Below are 14,591 nucleotides of genomic sequence, written 5' to 3'. Positions count from 1 at the left end.
ACCTACCACCACGGACTCCCCAAAAACCCATAACACCAAAGACCGCGAAAGTAAGAACCAACCCCAACCCGCAGCCCCGGAAACAACAAAGGACCCCGATCCAAAAGATCGAGGCCCCTCAAACAACCACCAGAAAACTACTTTTGCAGGACACTCCGGTAAACCTCTAGTGTCTGCTCGACGATTGATTCCCAGGAGAAGTGGTCTTGGGCGCGAAGCCGACCCTTCTCCCCCATGGCACGTGCCCGGGCCGGATCGTTGACAACCTCAATCAAGGCGGCAGCAAAGTCGGCGACAAACTTCTCGGGATCCAACGGGGTCCCGGTGCCGTCTGTCACTTGCTCCAACGGCACCAAAAGGCCGGTTTCCCCATGAGCAACAACCTCGGGGATACCGCCAGTGGCACTGGCAACAACCGCTGCGCCACACGCCATCGCTTCAAGATTAACGATGCCCAGGGGCTCGTAGATAGAAGGGCAGGCAAAAACAGTGGCATGGCTGAGCACCTGAATGAGTTCATTTCGCGGCAGCATTCGCTCAATGACGATGACACCATCACGCTGAGCCTTAAGCCCTTCGATTAGTGAATTGACCTCGGCACCCAATTCAGGAGTATCGGCAGCTCCAGCACACAACACAAGCTGCACTTCCGGCGGCAATGCAGCGGCGGCTTTCAACAGATAGGGCACACCTTTCTGCCGAGTAACTCTGCCGACCCAAACAACGCTTGGACGCGAGGGATCGATACCAAGGGAACGAACGACGTCGTCCGTCTCATCACGCTGCCACATATCAACGTCTATACCGTTGTGGATGACCTTCACCTTTGCGGGGTCCACCTCCGGATAGCTACGCAGAATGTCCTGTCGCATTCCGTCTGAGACGGCAATGATGGCGGCAGCGGCCTCGTAGGAGGTCTTCTCGACCCACGACGAAAGCGCGTACCCGCCACCGAGCTGCTCAGCCTTCCACGGCCGCAATGGTTCGAGGCTATGAGCGCTCAGCACGTGTGGAATGCCGTGCAACAGTGACGCCAAATGCCCCGCCATGTTGGCGTACCAGGTGTGGGAGTGCACCAGATCGGCCCCGGCAATGTCGGGAACTATTTGCAGATCCACACCCAAAGTCTGCATCGCAGGGTTGGCACCATTGAGCTCAGGAAGGTTTCCATACGAGGAAACCGTGGCGCCGTGATAGTCCGTTTCACGGTCAGCACCGAAGGCGTGAACCCTCAGATCAACTTTCGCGGCCAGCACACGGCTGAGCTCGGCGACATGGACGCCGGCACCACCATATATTTCGGGAGGAAATTCTTTTGTCACAATATCGATACGCACCCTCCCAAGGTAGTCTGTCTGGACACTTTGTTCTAGTGTGAAGGTGTTCGTTCCGTTCGCGGACGTTATTTATGGCAACATTCAAGCTGTCGGAGGTTGTGACATGTCAGTCAAAAAGGTTCTGGCCATCGTATTAGCAGGCGGTGAGGGCAAGCGTTTGATGCCCTTGACAGCAGACCGCGCGAAACCCGCAGTTCCCTTTGCAGGTTTTCGGTTGGTCGATTTCGCCCTATCAAATTTGGTTAATTCGCGGTACCTAAAGATTGTGGTCCTCACGCAATACAAATCGCATAGCCTGGACCGCCACATTTCCGAGACCTGGCGAATGTCTACATTGTTGGGAAACTATGTCGCTTCCGTTCCCGCACAGCAGCGCCGCGGAAAGAGTTGGTTCCTTGGCAGCGCGAACGCCATCTACCAGTCCATGAATCTGATTGGCGACGCCGAGCCTGACATTGTTGTGGTGGTCGGCGCCGACCACGTCTACCGCATGGACTTTGAGCAGATGGTTCAGAGCCATATCCAGTCCGGGGCCAGGGCGACAGTCGCCGCGGTTCGCCAGCCTCTTGCCATGGCAGATCAATTTGGTGTCATCGAAATTGACAACGAGCCCATACCTGGCGCCATCGGAGCCCACAAGATTTCCGCATTCGTGGAGAAGCCCGCCTCAACCCCCGGTCTGCCGGACGCGCCCGATCAGTTCCTGGCATCCATGGGTAACTACGTGTTCGACACCGAAGCCCTGATCGAAGCGCTTGAACTGGATGCGTCCAAAGATGACACCCAGAATGACATGGGCGGGGACATCATTCCCTACTTCGTCAACCGGGGCGAAGCATTCGTCTACGACTTCTCCACCAACGACATTCCCGATGCCACAGACCGTGACCGCAACTACTGGCGCGACGTTGGCACCATCGATTCCTACTACGACGCACATATGGACCTGATTTCCCCAGTCCCGGTGTTCAACCTTTACAACAGGTCTTGGCCCATCTACACCCACAGCACCGTTTCACCGCCGGCAAAGTTTGTCCGCGGAGACCACAACTCTGTCGGAACGGCCCTTGATTCCATTGTGGCCAGCGGCGTTGTGGTTTCCGGCGGGGTGGTGGAAAGTTCGGTCCTTTCCAACGATGTCTACGTTGGCGCCGGCGCCAGGGTCCAAAACTCGGTGCTGATGGACAAAGTGGTGGTGGGCCCCGGTGCCGTTGTCAGGCGCGCCATCATCGATAAGAATGTACGAATTCCGGCAGGTGCAGCCATTGGCGTCGACGCCGATCTTGACCGCGCACGCGGGTTCCTTGTAACCGAATCCGGATTGACTGTCCTGAGCAAGGGACAGCGCGTTCCAACCCCGGACGCGGCGGAAATTCAGCTGTCCCGGGCCGCGGCAGCCGAACTGCCCGAGGCATTGACCCTGGCGATAGATCGAGACCAGCTCTCTCGAGAGACGGTGGATCTTGTGGTCAGCAACCAGTTGGAGGCTGCCGAGTCAGCAACACTGTCGTAAGAGGCTAAAATTAGAGTGTGACTGCTGCTAACTTGACGCCCGAAGAAATCCAAAATTGCATAAAGGTTTTGGAAAGTATCCATGAATATGACGAAGAACATCCGGACTATGTAAACGTCCGCCGGGCCACCGGGAAGATGTTTAAAGCTGTAAAACGTCATCGCCGAAATGTTAAGCGGGACGCCATTAATGATGCTGACCGGGCGGTAATTGCCAAAACGGCAACCGCCGCTCCCGACCGCATTGATGATGAAACCCGCGGCAATAAACTTACAACTTCAACAACTGGCAAAATGGCGGGAACGCTACAGCGTTCCCGCCCGTGCTACATCTGCAAACAGCACTACACGCAGGTTGATGCGTTTTACCACCAGCTCTGCCCCGAGTGTGCCGCCTTTAACCACTCCAAGCGTGATGCCAGGACCGACCTGAGCGGAAAACGCGCCCTGCTGACCGGTGGCCGTGCCAAAATCGGCATGTATATTGCCTTGCGACTGCTTCGCGACGGCGCCCACACCACTATCACCACCCGGTTCCCCAAGGATGCCGCACGCCGATTCGCAGCCATGGAAGACAGCGGCGAATGGCTTCACCGGCTCCGGATTGTGGGCATCGATCTCCGCGATCCGGCCCAAGTCATGGCCCTGACCGACTCACTTACCGAGGCCGGGCCCCTGGACATCATTATCAACAATGCTGCCCAAACCGTCCGCCGCTCAGGGAACGCCTACAAGCCTCTGGTCGACGCCGAGCTGGAACCGCTGCCTACGGACACCCCCATGCCGGAACTGGTGACGTTTGGGCACGCCCACGACAGGCACCCCCTCGCCTTGGCAAGCCAGATGTCGGAACACCCCAAGCTCGGAGGCGACGAGATCGCCGCACTGGCGATGTCCATGGGCTCTGCCTCCCTTGAGCGGCTTGCCGCCGGGACCGCCATCGACGCCGGGGGGCTCGTACCGGACGTTGCAGCCATCAACAGTTGGACCCAGGTGGTGGACCAGGTGGATCCCCTGGAGATGCTGGAGGTGCAGCTGTGCAACGTTACCGCCCCGTTCCTGCTTGTTTCCCGCCTGCGCCCGGCCATGGCCGCGTCGTCGGCCGATCGCAAGTACATTGTCAACGTCTCCGCCATGGAGGGTCAGTTCTCCCGCGCCTACAAGGGGCCTGGCCACCCACACACCAATATGGCCAAGGCCGCCTTGAACATGCTGACGCGCACCAGCGCCTCCGAAATGCTGGAAGCGGACGGAATCCTCATGACCGCCGTCGACACCGGCTGGATCACGGACGAGCGCCCCCATTACACGAAGATCAGGCTGGCCGAGGAAGGCTTCCACGCGCCTCTTGACCTCGTGGACGGGGCGGCGCGCGTCTACGACCCCATCGTGATGGGTGAAAACGGTGAAGACCAATATGGTGTCTTCCTCAAGGACTACAAGCCGAGCCCGTGGTAACCGCTACCAAGGGCGGAGTTACCGCGTGGTGGATCCGCACGCAACCGCTCTTTCCCGGTCTGGCTGCGGCACTCGTTGCCGTCGGAATCTCCTTGCTCGTCCACAGCTTTGTGCCCATGCTTCCCGCCATGACCATCGCCGTGGTGCTGGGCATTGCAGCAGTTAACCTGCCGGGGACCTCGGCCCTGTGCGAGGGCACCTGGCGAGCCGGGCTCAATTTTTCCGGCAAGCACCTCATGCGGGTTGGCATCGTCTTTCTCGGCCTGAAACTCAGCCTGGGCGACGTCATCAACCTTGGCTGGCAAAGCGTGGCGTTGATTGTGGGCGTGGTGCTGCTCAGTTTCGCCGGGACATACGCCTTGGGCAAGCTGTTCAGGCTTGAGGGCGACACTCCCCTGCTGATCGCCACCGGCTTCTCCATTTGTGGCGCGTCCGCGATTGGCGCCATGGCCGCGGTGAAGGGCACCAAACACAGTGACACCGTGCTGCCCGTGGCCCTGGTGACCTTGTGCGGCACTCTCGCCATCGGCGTCCTGCCGCTATTGATGAACCCACTGGGCCTAAGCCCCTTGCAGTTTGGCCAGTGGGTGGGCGCGGGCGTGCACGACGTCGGTCAGGTGGTTGCGACGGCCCAAACCGCCGGCGCCGTGGCACTTAGTGCCGCCATCATCGTCAAGCTCACGCGCGTCATGTTGTTGGCTCCCATCGTGGGCGTTGTGGGTGGCATGGAACGACGCCGGCACACCCGTCTGGCACAAGCCGCCGCCGCGTCATCTGCTTTGGACCCCAACGCAGAGGCGTCACCCAAACCCCGCTTCCCCCCGGTCATTCCCATGTTCGTGGTTGGATTCCTGGTCATGATCGTGCTGCGCACCACGGGGTGGCTGCCGGCAGGAGTTGTTGAGGCCGGATCCACCGCTCAGGATGTAGCCCTGGGCGCAGCGTTGTTTGGTTTGGGTTCCTCGGTACGAGTCCGTGAACTGTTCCGCACAGGCATCAGGGCCACCATCATGGCCCTTTGCTCCTGGGTACTCATCGCCATGCTGGCCTTGGGTGCCGTCCACCTCATGTCCGCTTAGGAAGCCAGGCGCGGCCCGAATGACTGTGATCATGGTTCAATGAAATGGTGTCGAATTCAAACTTAGGCCGCGCCGAAGCTGCCACTCGTAAAGCCCTGCTCACGGTCCACCACTATGACGTTCGCGTGGATGTCAGCAACGCCCAAAACCTGGACGAGCTGGGCTTCTCCACCCAAAGCGTTATCAGCTTCAGCGCCACCACACCTGGTGCCAGTACGTTTCTGGACTTCATTGGACTCGGCGTGGAATCGGTGGAACTCAATGGCACCCTCTTAGATGTCGCAACTGTGGTCGACGGCGCCCGCATCCACCTGCCGCAGCTGGCCCTGGAGAATGTGGTCACCGTCAAGGCAACGGCCGCCTACTCGAGCAGCGGCGAGGGCCTGCACCGGTTCGTGGACCCCGCGGATCAGAAGGTGTATACCTACACCCAGTACGAACCGGCCGACGCTCGGCGCGTTTTCGCCAACTTTGAACAGCCTGACCTGAAGGCGCCGTTCTCTTTCCACGTCAGCGCACCGGCCCATTGGGAGGTGGCTTCCAACCAATCGGTCACCGACTACAGCGACACAGCCGTGGATGCCGATGGGATTGCCATTGCAGGAACCTGGGACTTTGCCACGACCTTGCCAATTTCCACGTACATCACCACCATCCTGGCGGGTCCGTACTTCAAGGTCTCCGACCAGTTCAGCATGACCTTCGGCCAGGACAGCGCCCATACCGGCACCGAGCTGACCATACCGCTCACCGCTTACTGCCGCGCCTCGCTGGCCGAGAACTTTGATACCGACCCTATCTTTGCGGTGACCAAGGCCGGGCTCAGCTACTTCAACGAACTCTTCGACTATCCGTACCCATTTGGCAAGTACGATCAGGCGTTTGTGCCCGAGTACAACCTGGGCGCAATGGAGAACCCCGGCCTGGTGACTTTCACCGAGTCTTACATCCACACCTCACGGGCCACGGACACGCAGTACCAGCAGCGCGCGAATACCATCATGCACGAGATGGCGCACATGTGGTTCGGCGACCTTGTCACCATGAGCTGGTGGGACGATTTGTGGCTGAAGGAATCGTTTGCCGATTTCATGGGCCACCTGGCCGTTGCCGAGGCCACCGAGTGGGGCGAAAAGTCCTGGACGCTCTTTGCCAGCCGGCGAAAGGCGTGGGCCTATGTGCAGGATCAGCTCCCCACCACGCACCCCATCGTGGCCGATATCCCCCACCTGGAGGCCGCCAAACAAAACTTTGACGGCATCACCTACGCCAAGGGCGCCTCGGTACTGAAGCAATTGGTGGCCTATGTGGGCAAGGATGCTTTCGTTGCCGGCGCCCGCGAATACTTCAGCACCCATGAGTACTCCAACACCACCCTTGCTGACCTGCTGGTTCCCCTCAGCAAGTCATCCGGCCGGGACTTGAGCAGCTGGGCCGCGGATTGGCTTCAGACGGCGGGAATCTCCACGCTGACCCCCTCCGTGGAGTTGGCCGATGACCGGGTCACGGCGTTCAGCATTGGCCAGGAAGCCGTGGACCCCGTCATGGGGTTGCCGGCGCTGCGCCCGCACCGCCTTGCTGTGGGCTTCTACAACAAGAACGACGGCGGCCTTCTGGTGCGCACCCAGTCGGTCACGATCGACGTGGCTGGCGCGCAAACGAGCGTCCCGGAGTTGGTGGGCCTTCCGGCACCGGCGCTGGTGGTCCTCAATGACCAGGACCTGAGCTACGCCAAGGTGCGTCTGGACGCTGTTTCACTATCGACGGCCCTGGAGTCAGCCGGGACGATTGCCGACCCTCTGGCTCGCAGCCTGGTCTGGTCATCGCTGTGGAACGCCGTGCGCGACGGCGTCATGCCGGCACGGCGTTACGTCAACGCCGTGTGCAACCATGCAGGCGGGGAACCGGACATTGCCCTGCTGCAGACCTTGTCCGACAACGCCCTGTTTGCGGTGGCCAACTACTGCCCACCGCAAATTCGTGGCGAGGTGCGTGCGGAACTGCTAGTCGCCGTCGAGCAGCATCTGGATGCCGCGGCCGCCGGAAGCGACGAGCAGCTGGTGTGGGCCAGAACCTTGGCCGCCTTGGGGCGGGCCACCGACACTGCCGTGGCCAGAATCCGCGGGCTTCTGGATGGGGTCCAAGTGCCCACAGGTTTGCGCGTGGATAGCGATCTTCGCTGGCTATTATGGCAAGCGCTGGCTGCGAGGGGTCAGGCGACTGTTGCGGAATTGGATGCCGAACTGGCTGCCAACACGACGGCGGAGACCCGGGTTGGCAGGGTGTGTGCCGGGGCCGCGTTCCCATCCCCCGAGGCCAAGTCCCTGGCGTGGCAGGCTTCCGTCGAGGAAACCGCGTTGACGAACGAACTCCTCAGCGCCACGCTCGAGGGCTTTGCGACCGGCGGGCACGAACTACTTGACCCGTATGTGGAGCCCTACTTTGCGGCCCTCAATGAGATGTGGGAGTCCCGCAGCATTGAGATTGCTGGCCGGCTGGTACGTGGCTTGTTCCCGGCACACCAGGATCTAGGCCTGGGCGAGCTCCCCGTTGAGCACCCCGTGGTTGTGCGCACTGACGCATGGCTGAGTGCCAATGGTGATGCCGCAACGGGTCTGCGCCGCCTCGTCGTGGAGCAGCGTGACCACCTGGTGCGCGCACTCACGGCGCAGTCGGTGGCCAACTAGGGCCCCTTGATGCGCTGGCGTCCGTCCTCGCGGCGGACGCCAGCGCAGGATCCGGTCAGGGGATTCGGTTGAGCCAGGCGTCGGTGCCGAACTTGCTTTCCACCAGTGCTGCGGCCTCGGCAAGTTCCGCCAGCGTCAGTTCTGCCGGCTGCGCGTCGTAGCGCTGGGTGAAAGTTTCACTCATAGTGGTGAGGATCTCGGCCCTGCTCAGGCCTGTCTGCCGCCGCAGGGGGTCCACGCGTTTCTTGGCCGAGCGGGTGCCTTTGTCGGAGAGTTTTTCCTTGCCAATCCGCAGGACCTGAACCATCTTCTCGGCGTCGATGTCATAGCTCATGGTCACGTGGTGAAGCATGGCGCCGTTGCTGAGCCGCTTTTGGGCCGCACCGCCGATCTTGCCTTGATCGGTGGCAATGTCGTTGAGTGGGACGTAGAAGGCCTGCACCCCGATCGACTCGAGTGCGGCCATGACCCAGCTATCCAGGAACTTGTAGGAGTCCTCGAAGCTCAGCCCGTCAACCAGGCTCTGGGGCAGGTACAGGGAATAGGTGATGCAGTTTCCGGCCTCCATAAACATGGCACCGCCGCCGCTGATCCTGCGGACCACGTTGATACCGAACTTTTCCACACCCGCCGGGTCAAGTTCGTTGCGGACCGACTGGAAGCTGCCAATGACCACGGAGGGCTCGTTCCAGTCCCAGAAACGAAGGGTGGGGTTCCGTCGCCCGGCACCCACCTCACGGGCCAGGACCTCGTCCAGGGCCACGTTGACCGCCGTCGGAAGTACCGTGGGGGCAATGATGTCCCAGCTATGATCTAGCCAGCTGGTGGCCTTGGCAAGCGCCCGCCGGACGGCAATGGCCACTGCCTGTGCCGAGAAACCGAAGAGGACCACGCCAGCTGGCAGCACAGCGCTGATGGCGTCGGCGATTTCCGAGGCCGGGGACGCAGCGTCCAGGCCGTTCAGAGCGCGGTTGATATCATCAAGTGCTTCATCCGGTTCCAGAAAAAAGTCACCGCTGACGCTGACATTGGCCAGTGATCCGTTGTGGACTTCCAAGTCCACAACAACTAATTTTCCGCCGTGAACCTTATATTCGCCATGCATTATCGATGCCATGCTTCAAGTCTTTCAAGGCCGGGCCCCAGAGGCAAAATTGCCAGGAAAAGCGCGGTACAAAACAGCAGGCCCGCTCCACGAGGGAACGGGCCTGCTGGGGTGAAACAAAGGGAAGAAGTATTACTTCTTGCCGAAGCCCTGGAAGCGGGCGTTGAAGCGCTCCACGCGGCCGGCGCTGTCCATGATGCGCTGCTTGCCCGTGTAGAACGGGTGCGACTCCGAGGAGATTTCAACGTCGATGACGGGGTAGGTGTTGCCATCTTCCCATTCGATGGTCTTCGTGGACGTCGCGGTGGAGCGTGTCAGGAACTTGGTGCCGGAGGCCAGGTCGTTGAAAACGATGGCTTCGTACTTGGGGTGCGTGTTCTGCTTCACTTTATTACCTCAAAATTTGATCGCCTGGTTTTTGCCAGACTGATGAATGTTATGGCCACTTAGGCCAGCTATGAATAATACCGGCTGGCAGGCGTTTCACCAAGCCGCATTCTGCAATGCCGCCAGGGCCTCGTTGGCGTGGACGTCCATGTTAGTTTCACTGGAAACCTGGAAACGAACTTTCAAGCTTGGATCCACAATGAAGGTGGCCCGTTTGGTGGGCAACGTCTTGGCCAACAGGCGACGCCGGACGCCAAAGAGGTCTGCCACCTCACCTTGGCGATCACTCAACAGCGGGTAGCTGAAATGGTTTTCAGTGGCGAAGGTGAGCTGTTTGGCGGGCGAGTCGGTGCTGATCCCCACCACTGAGGCACCAGCGGCGGCAAATTCCTTCTCCAGGTCCCGGAAATGGCAGGCTTCCTTGGTGCATCCCCCGCTGCTGGCCAGCGGGTAGAAGAAGATGACAAGCGGCCCTTGGGCGGCCAGATCGGAGAGCTTGTGAGGTTTTTCATGTTGGTCCAGTAATTCAAAGTCCGCAACAACGTCACCAATTTTCATGGCTTCAGCCTACTCGCCCAGGCGCAGAAAAGACGGTCACACCACTATTGGGTGGCAAAGAACGCCACAGCACTGGCCGCGGCCACATTCAGCGAGTCCACACCCGCAAACATCGGGATCATCACGGAGAAATCGGCGCGGGCTAGCGTCGCATCCCCCAGCCCCTCCCCTTCTGTTCCCAGGATGAGCGCCAACTTCTCGTCTTTGCGCTCGGCGAGTTCGGTGATGGTGAGCGAATCGGGCTCAAAGGCGAGTGCCGCCGTCGTAAATCCGGCGTCCTCCAGCAGGGACATACCCTCGGGCCATTCCGGGAGCTTAGCCCACGGAACCTGGAACACCGTTCCCATGCTGACGCGAATGCTTCGGCGGTAAAGGGGGTCTCCGCATCGCGGGCTGACCAACACCGCATCGACACCGAGGGCTGCTGCCGATCGGAAGATGGCGCCAACATTGGTGTGATCGACAATGTCCTCGAGAACGGCAACACGACGGGCACCGGCAAGCATGGTGGCAATGTCAAGGGGTTCGGGCCGGTGCATGGCAGCCAGGGCTCCACGGTGCAGATGGAAGCCGGTGATCTCCTCCAGGACCTCCCTTGGGCCCACGAATACGGGAACGTCGGGGTAGGCGGCGAACACATCGGCGAAATCTGGGAGCCATTTTTCGGCCATGAAGAATGAGCGTGGCTTGTGCCCGGCGCTCAGAGCCCGACGCATGACACGGGAACTTTCGGCAATGTACATGCCTTCGGCCGGTTCCCTGACCTTGCGCAGCTGGACGTCTGTCAACTGGGTGTAGTCGTTGACGCGTGGATCGTTGGGATCGGTGAGGTGGATGATCATGCGGCAACCAGTTTCTGAATCATGAAGAACAAGGCCACGAGGCCTAAGAGGACAATGACGGTGCGCAGGGCCAGTGGCGGGAGCCGGCGGCCAATTTTTGCCCCGAGCAGCCCGCCCACTAGTGAACTGACGGCGATCAAACCGACCACGGCCCAGATGATTTTGTCCGGGGCGAAGATCAAATAGGAAATGCCGGCCACAACGTTAACCGAAAGGGACAAGACGTTCTTCACGGCGTTGGCGTTCTGCAGGTTTCCGGACATGAAGATGCCCAGTATGGCAACGAGCAGCACACCCTGGGCCGCTACGAAGTACCCGCCGTAGACGCCGGCGAGGAAGACGAGCCCCACCATGAGCGCGTCGTTGCGTGAGGTGAGCGCCCCCGATGAGCGCCTTTGGGCAATGCTCCGCTGCAACTTTGGCTGCAAAATGACCAGGACCAGCGCCACCACGATCAAGACCGGGGCCACCACCTTGAACACCGTTTCCGGCAGGTGCAGCAGCAAGTAGGCGCCCAGGATGCCACCGAGAATGGATGCCGGCATGAGCCGAATCAGGTTCTCACGCATGCCCCGCAGCTCGCGGCGGTACCCCCAGACCCCCGAGACTCCCCCGGCGATCAAACCCATGGCATTGCTGACCACCGCCATGACGGGGGCAATCCCCAAAGCAATAAGGATCGGAAAGGTGACGAGAGTGCCGGAACCAACGACGGCGTTGATGGTTCCGGCCCACAGTCCACCAAAAGCGATCAAGAGTGAATCGAGAAAACTCACCTGACGATGCGCCGCGTCAAAGGGTGCCCGCGCTTAGTGGCGCGCGGTCGCAGCGTAGCGGCCCGCGTTGTTCGTAACCTGCAAAGGCAAGCCAAAAGTTGCACTGAGGTGTTCCTCGGTCAGCACTTCGGCAATGGGGCCCTGGGCCACCACGGCGCCATCACGAAGCAAAAGCGCGTGGGTGAAGCCCGGCGGGACTTCCTCAATATGGTGGGTGACAAGGACCGTACTCGGGGCGAAAGGATCGGCTGCAAGTTCGCTCAGGCGACGAACCAAGTCCTCACGCCCGGCCAGGTCCAATCCAGCGCCGGGCTCGTCAAGGAGCAGCAGTTCGGGATCACTCATCAGTGCGCGGGCAATCTGGACCCGCTTGCGCTCACCCTCACTGAGGGAGGCAAAGGGACGGTTCATGAACGTTGACATGCCCCAGTCCTCCAGGAGGGCGAACGCGCGGCGTTCGTCGTCGCGCTCGTACGCCTCACGCCAGCGACCGGTCACGCCGTAGGAAGCCGTCACCACCACATTGAGGACCTTTTCGTGCCCAGGTATCTGATTTGCCAAGCTGGCCGAAGCCAAGCCGATGCGGGGACGCAGCTCAAAGACGTCGACGGCTCCCAACACCTCATCAAGGATGCCTGCCACGCCGCGGGTGGGGTGCATGCGCGCCCCGGCAATTTGCAGCAGGGTGCTCTTGCCTGCGCCGTTGGGGCCAAGAATCACCCAACGTTCGCCCTCGGCGACCCGCCAGTCGACGTTTTCCAACAATGTTTTGGTGCCGCGGACCACGCTGACACCTGCCAAACCCAGAACTTCACTCATAACTATTGAGCCTAGGGCACACGGGGTAGTGCGCGCGAACTGTGGACTGTTACATCAAGGGCATTTGTGCTGCCGCAGTTTCGTTAGAATCTATCCATGCCCTCCACATGTACTGCCGTCAGCTATGGCCAAACGCTGCCCCAGGAATCCCTGACCCAGATTCGAGCCCTGCTGACCGGCCACGGCGCCAGGATCCTTGCAGAGTCCAGCGCCCACCATCCGGGCTTTGACGCCGTCACTTTCAGCCTTGAATTGGCAAGCGAAGACACGGACGACGCCGTCGCCAGCCTTCGCGCGGCCCTCGCCGACACTCCCGTTGAGAACGTCGATACCGCCGTCGTGCCAGACTCCCTCCACCAGGCCGCCCGCAAATTCATCATCATGGATGTGGACTCAACCTTGATTCAGCAGGAGGTCATCGAGCTTTTGGCTGCCCATGCCGGCAAGGAGGATGAAGTTGCCCAGGTGACCGAGGCTGCCATGCGCGGTGAGCTGGACTTCGCACAGAGCCTGCATCACCGCGTTGCGACGCTTGCCGGGCTCCCCGAATCCGTTCTGGCGGACGTTGGAGCCAAAATTCGACTCTCCGTGGGCGCCGAACGCCTCGTCTCCCAGGCCAAGGCCGCGGGGCACACAGTGGCGGCCGTATCCGGTGGTTTCTCCCAAATCCTCGCGCCCCTGGCCGCCAGGCTCGGCCTCGACTTTGCCTTGGCCAATGACTTGGAAATCATCGACGGCCACTTGAGCGGCAAGGTATCCGGGGACGTTGTGGACCGGGCAACCAAGGCCCGGGTGCTGCGCAAGTGGAGCGCCGAGTCGGGCATCGATCTAAGTGCCACGATGGCAATCGGCGACGGCGCCAACGACCTTGCCATGATGGCCGCTGCGGCACTGGGTGTGGCGTTCAACGCCAAGCCGGCCGTGCGGGTTGCGGCCGATGCCCAAATCAACTTGCCGAACCTTGACGTGGCGCTGGCCCTGGCCGGCATCCCCACCCGTTAAATCACGGGGGCGGATCCGGCATTCCCTCGGTAGCTATTCCCCGTGCGCTCCCACTGCTCGCGAGCTCGCAGCGGGTCCCTCGCGCTCGTGGGCCCAGACTGACGGCCGCGGGCGGCCAGACAGTCTCCTCAACGCGAGCTACGGAAACACCAGATCCGCCGCCGTCCCGTTTAGCGGGATTCAGGCTTATTTGAAGTAGTCGGCTCCGCCAACGTATTCGGTGTGGCCGGATTCGACGTCGGCTGTTGCCATCTTGGCAATTTCCGCAGCGAATTCAGCCACGGTGTAAAGGCGTCCAGCCTCGGCACGGCGGGCCTCGATAGCGCCGGGATTGGCACGGTCAAGAAGAGTTGCCGTAACGGTGCCCTCGATCATGTCGCCGGAAACTACCACCAAGGAGATCTCCTCGGCGGCAAGGTTCGGGATGAGGGCGCGCAGGGCGTCCTCACCGGCACGCTTGCTCCGTGCCACGGGCACATATTCATCCATGGTGGGTACGGTTTCAATGAAGTGGGCCTGGTGGCTGGTGACAAACACCACACGCGATCCCGGCTTCATTAGAGGCATTGCGGCATTGAGCAGGTTCACCTGGGCATTGCGGTTCAGCTGCAGGGCATAGTCTTCGGCCATACCGCTTTCCATGCCGCCCGAGGCGTTGAGGACCAACAGGTCAAGGGAGCCAAAGTTCTCCATGGCAGCGCTGACCAGGGCATGGACGCCTTCCTTGGTGGTCAGGTCTGCTCCAACTGCCACGGCACGGCCGCCGGCTTCCTCAATCTGTGCTACGACCTTGTTGGCGCGCGGCGCCTTCTGGCGGTAATTGACCACCACGGCGGCACCTTCGGCTGCCAGGAACTTGGCTACGTCCGCGCCAACACCCCTGGATGATCCTGTGACAATTGCCGTCTTTCCGTCAAGCTTTCCCATAAACAATCCTTACTTCAAATACGCGCGTGCGGCCGGCCGGCTCGCGCCGCCCACCATTTTCTTAAGTTCTTCGCAGTGTAACGGGGTCACCCGCTACGGCAA

Annotated in this window: 13 protein-coding genes; 5 read left to right on the top strand and 8 right to left on the bottom strand. The window is 60.8% G+C overall.

Annotation, left to right across the window (positions count from 1 at the left end; genetic code table 11):
- Positions 1-137: 137 nt before the first annotated feature.
- Entirely contained in the window at positions 138-1,337 is a 1,200-nt protein-coding gene (glgA, locus tag CXQ94_RS18295) for a glycogen synthase (protein ID WP_104092022.1), read from the bottom strand.
- A gap of 103 nt (positions 1,338-1,440) precedes the next feature.
- Here glgA and glgC point away from each other — a divergent pair, with 103 nt between their 5' ends.
- The 4 genes from glgC to pepN are packed head-to-tail and all read left to right on the top strand — an operon-like array spanning position 1,441 to position 8,073.
- Complete coding sequence (gene glgC, locus CXQ94_RS18290; RefSeq protein ID WP_104092034.1) at positions 1,441-2,850, top strand: glucose-1-phosphate adenylyltransferase; 1,410 nt, start codon at positions 1,441-1,443, stop codon at positions 2,848-2,850.
- Between the two features lie 17 nt (positions 2,851-2,867).
- A complete protein-coding gene (locus tag CXQ94_RS18285; RefSeq protein ID WP_104092021.1) occupies positions 2,868-4,307 on the top strand; it encodes an SDR family oxidoreductase in 1,440 nt (479 codons plus the stop codon).
- Positions 4,301-5,386, top strand: coding sequence for a YeiH family protein (locus CXQ94_RS18280; protein ID WP_258067211.1), 1,086 nt, complete (start codon positions 4,301-4,303; stop codon positions 5,384-5,386). The genes CXQ94_RS18285 and CXQ94_RS18280 overlap by 7 nt, the downstream gene beginning before the upstream one ends.
- Positions 5,387-5,433: 47 nt before the next feature.
- Entirely contained in the window at positions 5,434-8,073 is a 2,640-nt protein-coding gene (pepN, locus tag CXQ94_RS18275) for an aminopeptidase N (protein WP_104092032.1), read from the top strand.
- A gap of 55 nt (positions 8,074-8,128) precedes the next feature.
- On the opposite strand, the gene CXQ94_RS18270 is transcribed toward pepN, so the two are convergent.
- From CXQ94_RS18270 to CXQ94_RS18245, 6 genes are all read right to left on the bottom strand, one after another.
- A complete protein-coding gene (locus tag CXQ94_RS18270) occupies positions 8,129-9,190 on the bottom strand; it encodes a biotin/lipoate A/B protein ligase family protein (protein ID WP_104092020.1) in 1,062 nt (353 codons plus the stop codon).
- 120 nt (positions 9,191-9,310) lie between these two features.
- Positions 9,311-9,565, bottom strand: a complete 255-nt coding sequence (locus CXQ94_RS18265; protein WP_104092019.1) for a type B 50S ribosomal protein L31 — start codon at positions 9,563-9,565, stop codon at positions 9,311-9,313.
- 96 nt (positions 9,566-9,661) lie between these two features.
- Positions 9,662-10,123, bottom strand: coding sequence for a peroxiredoxin (locus CXQ94_RS18260; RefSeq protein WP_104092018.1), 462 nt, complete (start codon positions 10,121-10,123; stop codon positions 9,662-9,664).
- Positions 10,124-10,167: 44 nt separating this feature from the next.
- A complete protein-coding gene (locus tag CXQ94_RS18255) occupies positions 10,168-10,965 on the bottom strand; it encodes an RNA methyltransferase (protein ID WP_104092017.1) in 798 nt (265 codons plus the stop codon).
- Positions 10,962-11,741, bottom strand: a complete 780-nt coding sequence (locus CXQ94_RS18250; protein ID WP_104092016.1) for a sulfite exporter TauE/SafE family protein — start codon at positions 11,739-11,741, stop codon at positions 10,962-10,964. Before CXQ94_RS18250 ends, CXQ94_RS18255 begins: the two co-directional genes overlap by 4 nt.
- Before the next feature lie 33 nt (positions 11,742-11,774).
- A complete protein-coding gene (locus CXQ94_RS18245; protein ID WP_104092015.1) occupies positions 11,775-12,560 on the bottom strand; it encodes an ABC transporter ATP-binding protein in 786 nt (261 codons plus the stop codon).
- Between the two features lie 96 nt (positions 12,561-12,656).
- Here CXQ94_RS18245 and serB point away from each other — a divergent pair, with 96 nt between their 5' ends.
- Positions 12,657-13,562 carry a phosphoserine phosphatase SerB gene (gene serB / locus CXQ94_RS18240; protein ID WP_104092014.1) on the top strand — a complete coding sequence of 302 codons (906 nt, stop codon included), beginning with the start codon at positions 12,657-12,659 and terminating at the stop codon, positions 13,560-13,562.
- Between the two features lie 186 nt (positions 13,563-13,748).
- Here the strand turns inward: serB and CXQ94_RS18235 are convergent, their stop codons facing one another.
- On the bottom strand, positions 13,749-14,489 hold the full coding sequence (locus CXQ94_RS18235) for an SDR family oxidoreductase (protein WP_104092013.1): 741 nt from the start codon (positions 14,487-14,489) through the stop codon (positions 13,749-13,751).
- Between the last annotated feature and the right edge of the window lie 102 nt (positions 14,490-14,591).

The sequence above is a fragment of the Arthrobacter sp. GMC3 genome, assembly GCF_002929305.1.
Taxonomy (GTDB): Bacteria; Actinomycetota; Actinomycetes; order Actinomycetales; family Micrococcaceae; genus Specibacter.
The sequence above is the reverse complement of the archived record's forward strand: the minus strand, read 5'-3'. Positions and strand labels throughout refer to the sequence as shown.

Bases quoted from the DNA above. Each gene is read 5' to 3' on its own strand.
- glgC (WP_104092034.1), top strand. From the start codon at position 1,441: ATGTCAGTCAAAAAGGTTCTGGCCATCGTATTAGCAGGCGGTGAGGGC.
- CXQ94_RS18270 (WP_104092020.1), bottom strand. From the start codon at position 9,190: ATGGCATCGATAATGCATGGCGAATATAAGGTTCACGGCGGAAAATTA.
- CXQ94_RS18260 (WP_104092018.1), bottom strand. From the start codon at position 10,123: ATGAAAATTGGTGACGTTGTTGCGGACTTTGAATTACTGGACCAACAT.
- CXQ94_RS18255 (WP_104092017.1), bottom strand. From the start codon at position 10,965: ATGATCATCCACCTCACCGATCCCAACGATCCACGCGTCAACGACTAC.
- CXQ94_RS18245 (WP_104092015.1), bottom strand. From the start codon at position 12,560: ATGAGTGAAGTTCTGGGTTTGGCAGGTGTCAGCGTGGTCCGCGGCACC.
- serB (WP_104092014.1), top strand. From the start codon at position 12,657: ATGCCCTCCACATGTACTGCCGTCAGCTATGGCCAAACGCTGCCCCAG.
- CXQ94_RS18235 (WP_104092013.1), bottom strand. From the start codon at position 14,489: ATGGGAAAGCTTGACGGAAAGACGGCAATTGTCACAGGATCATCCAGG.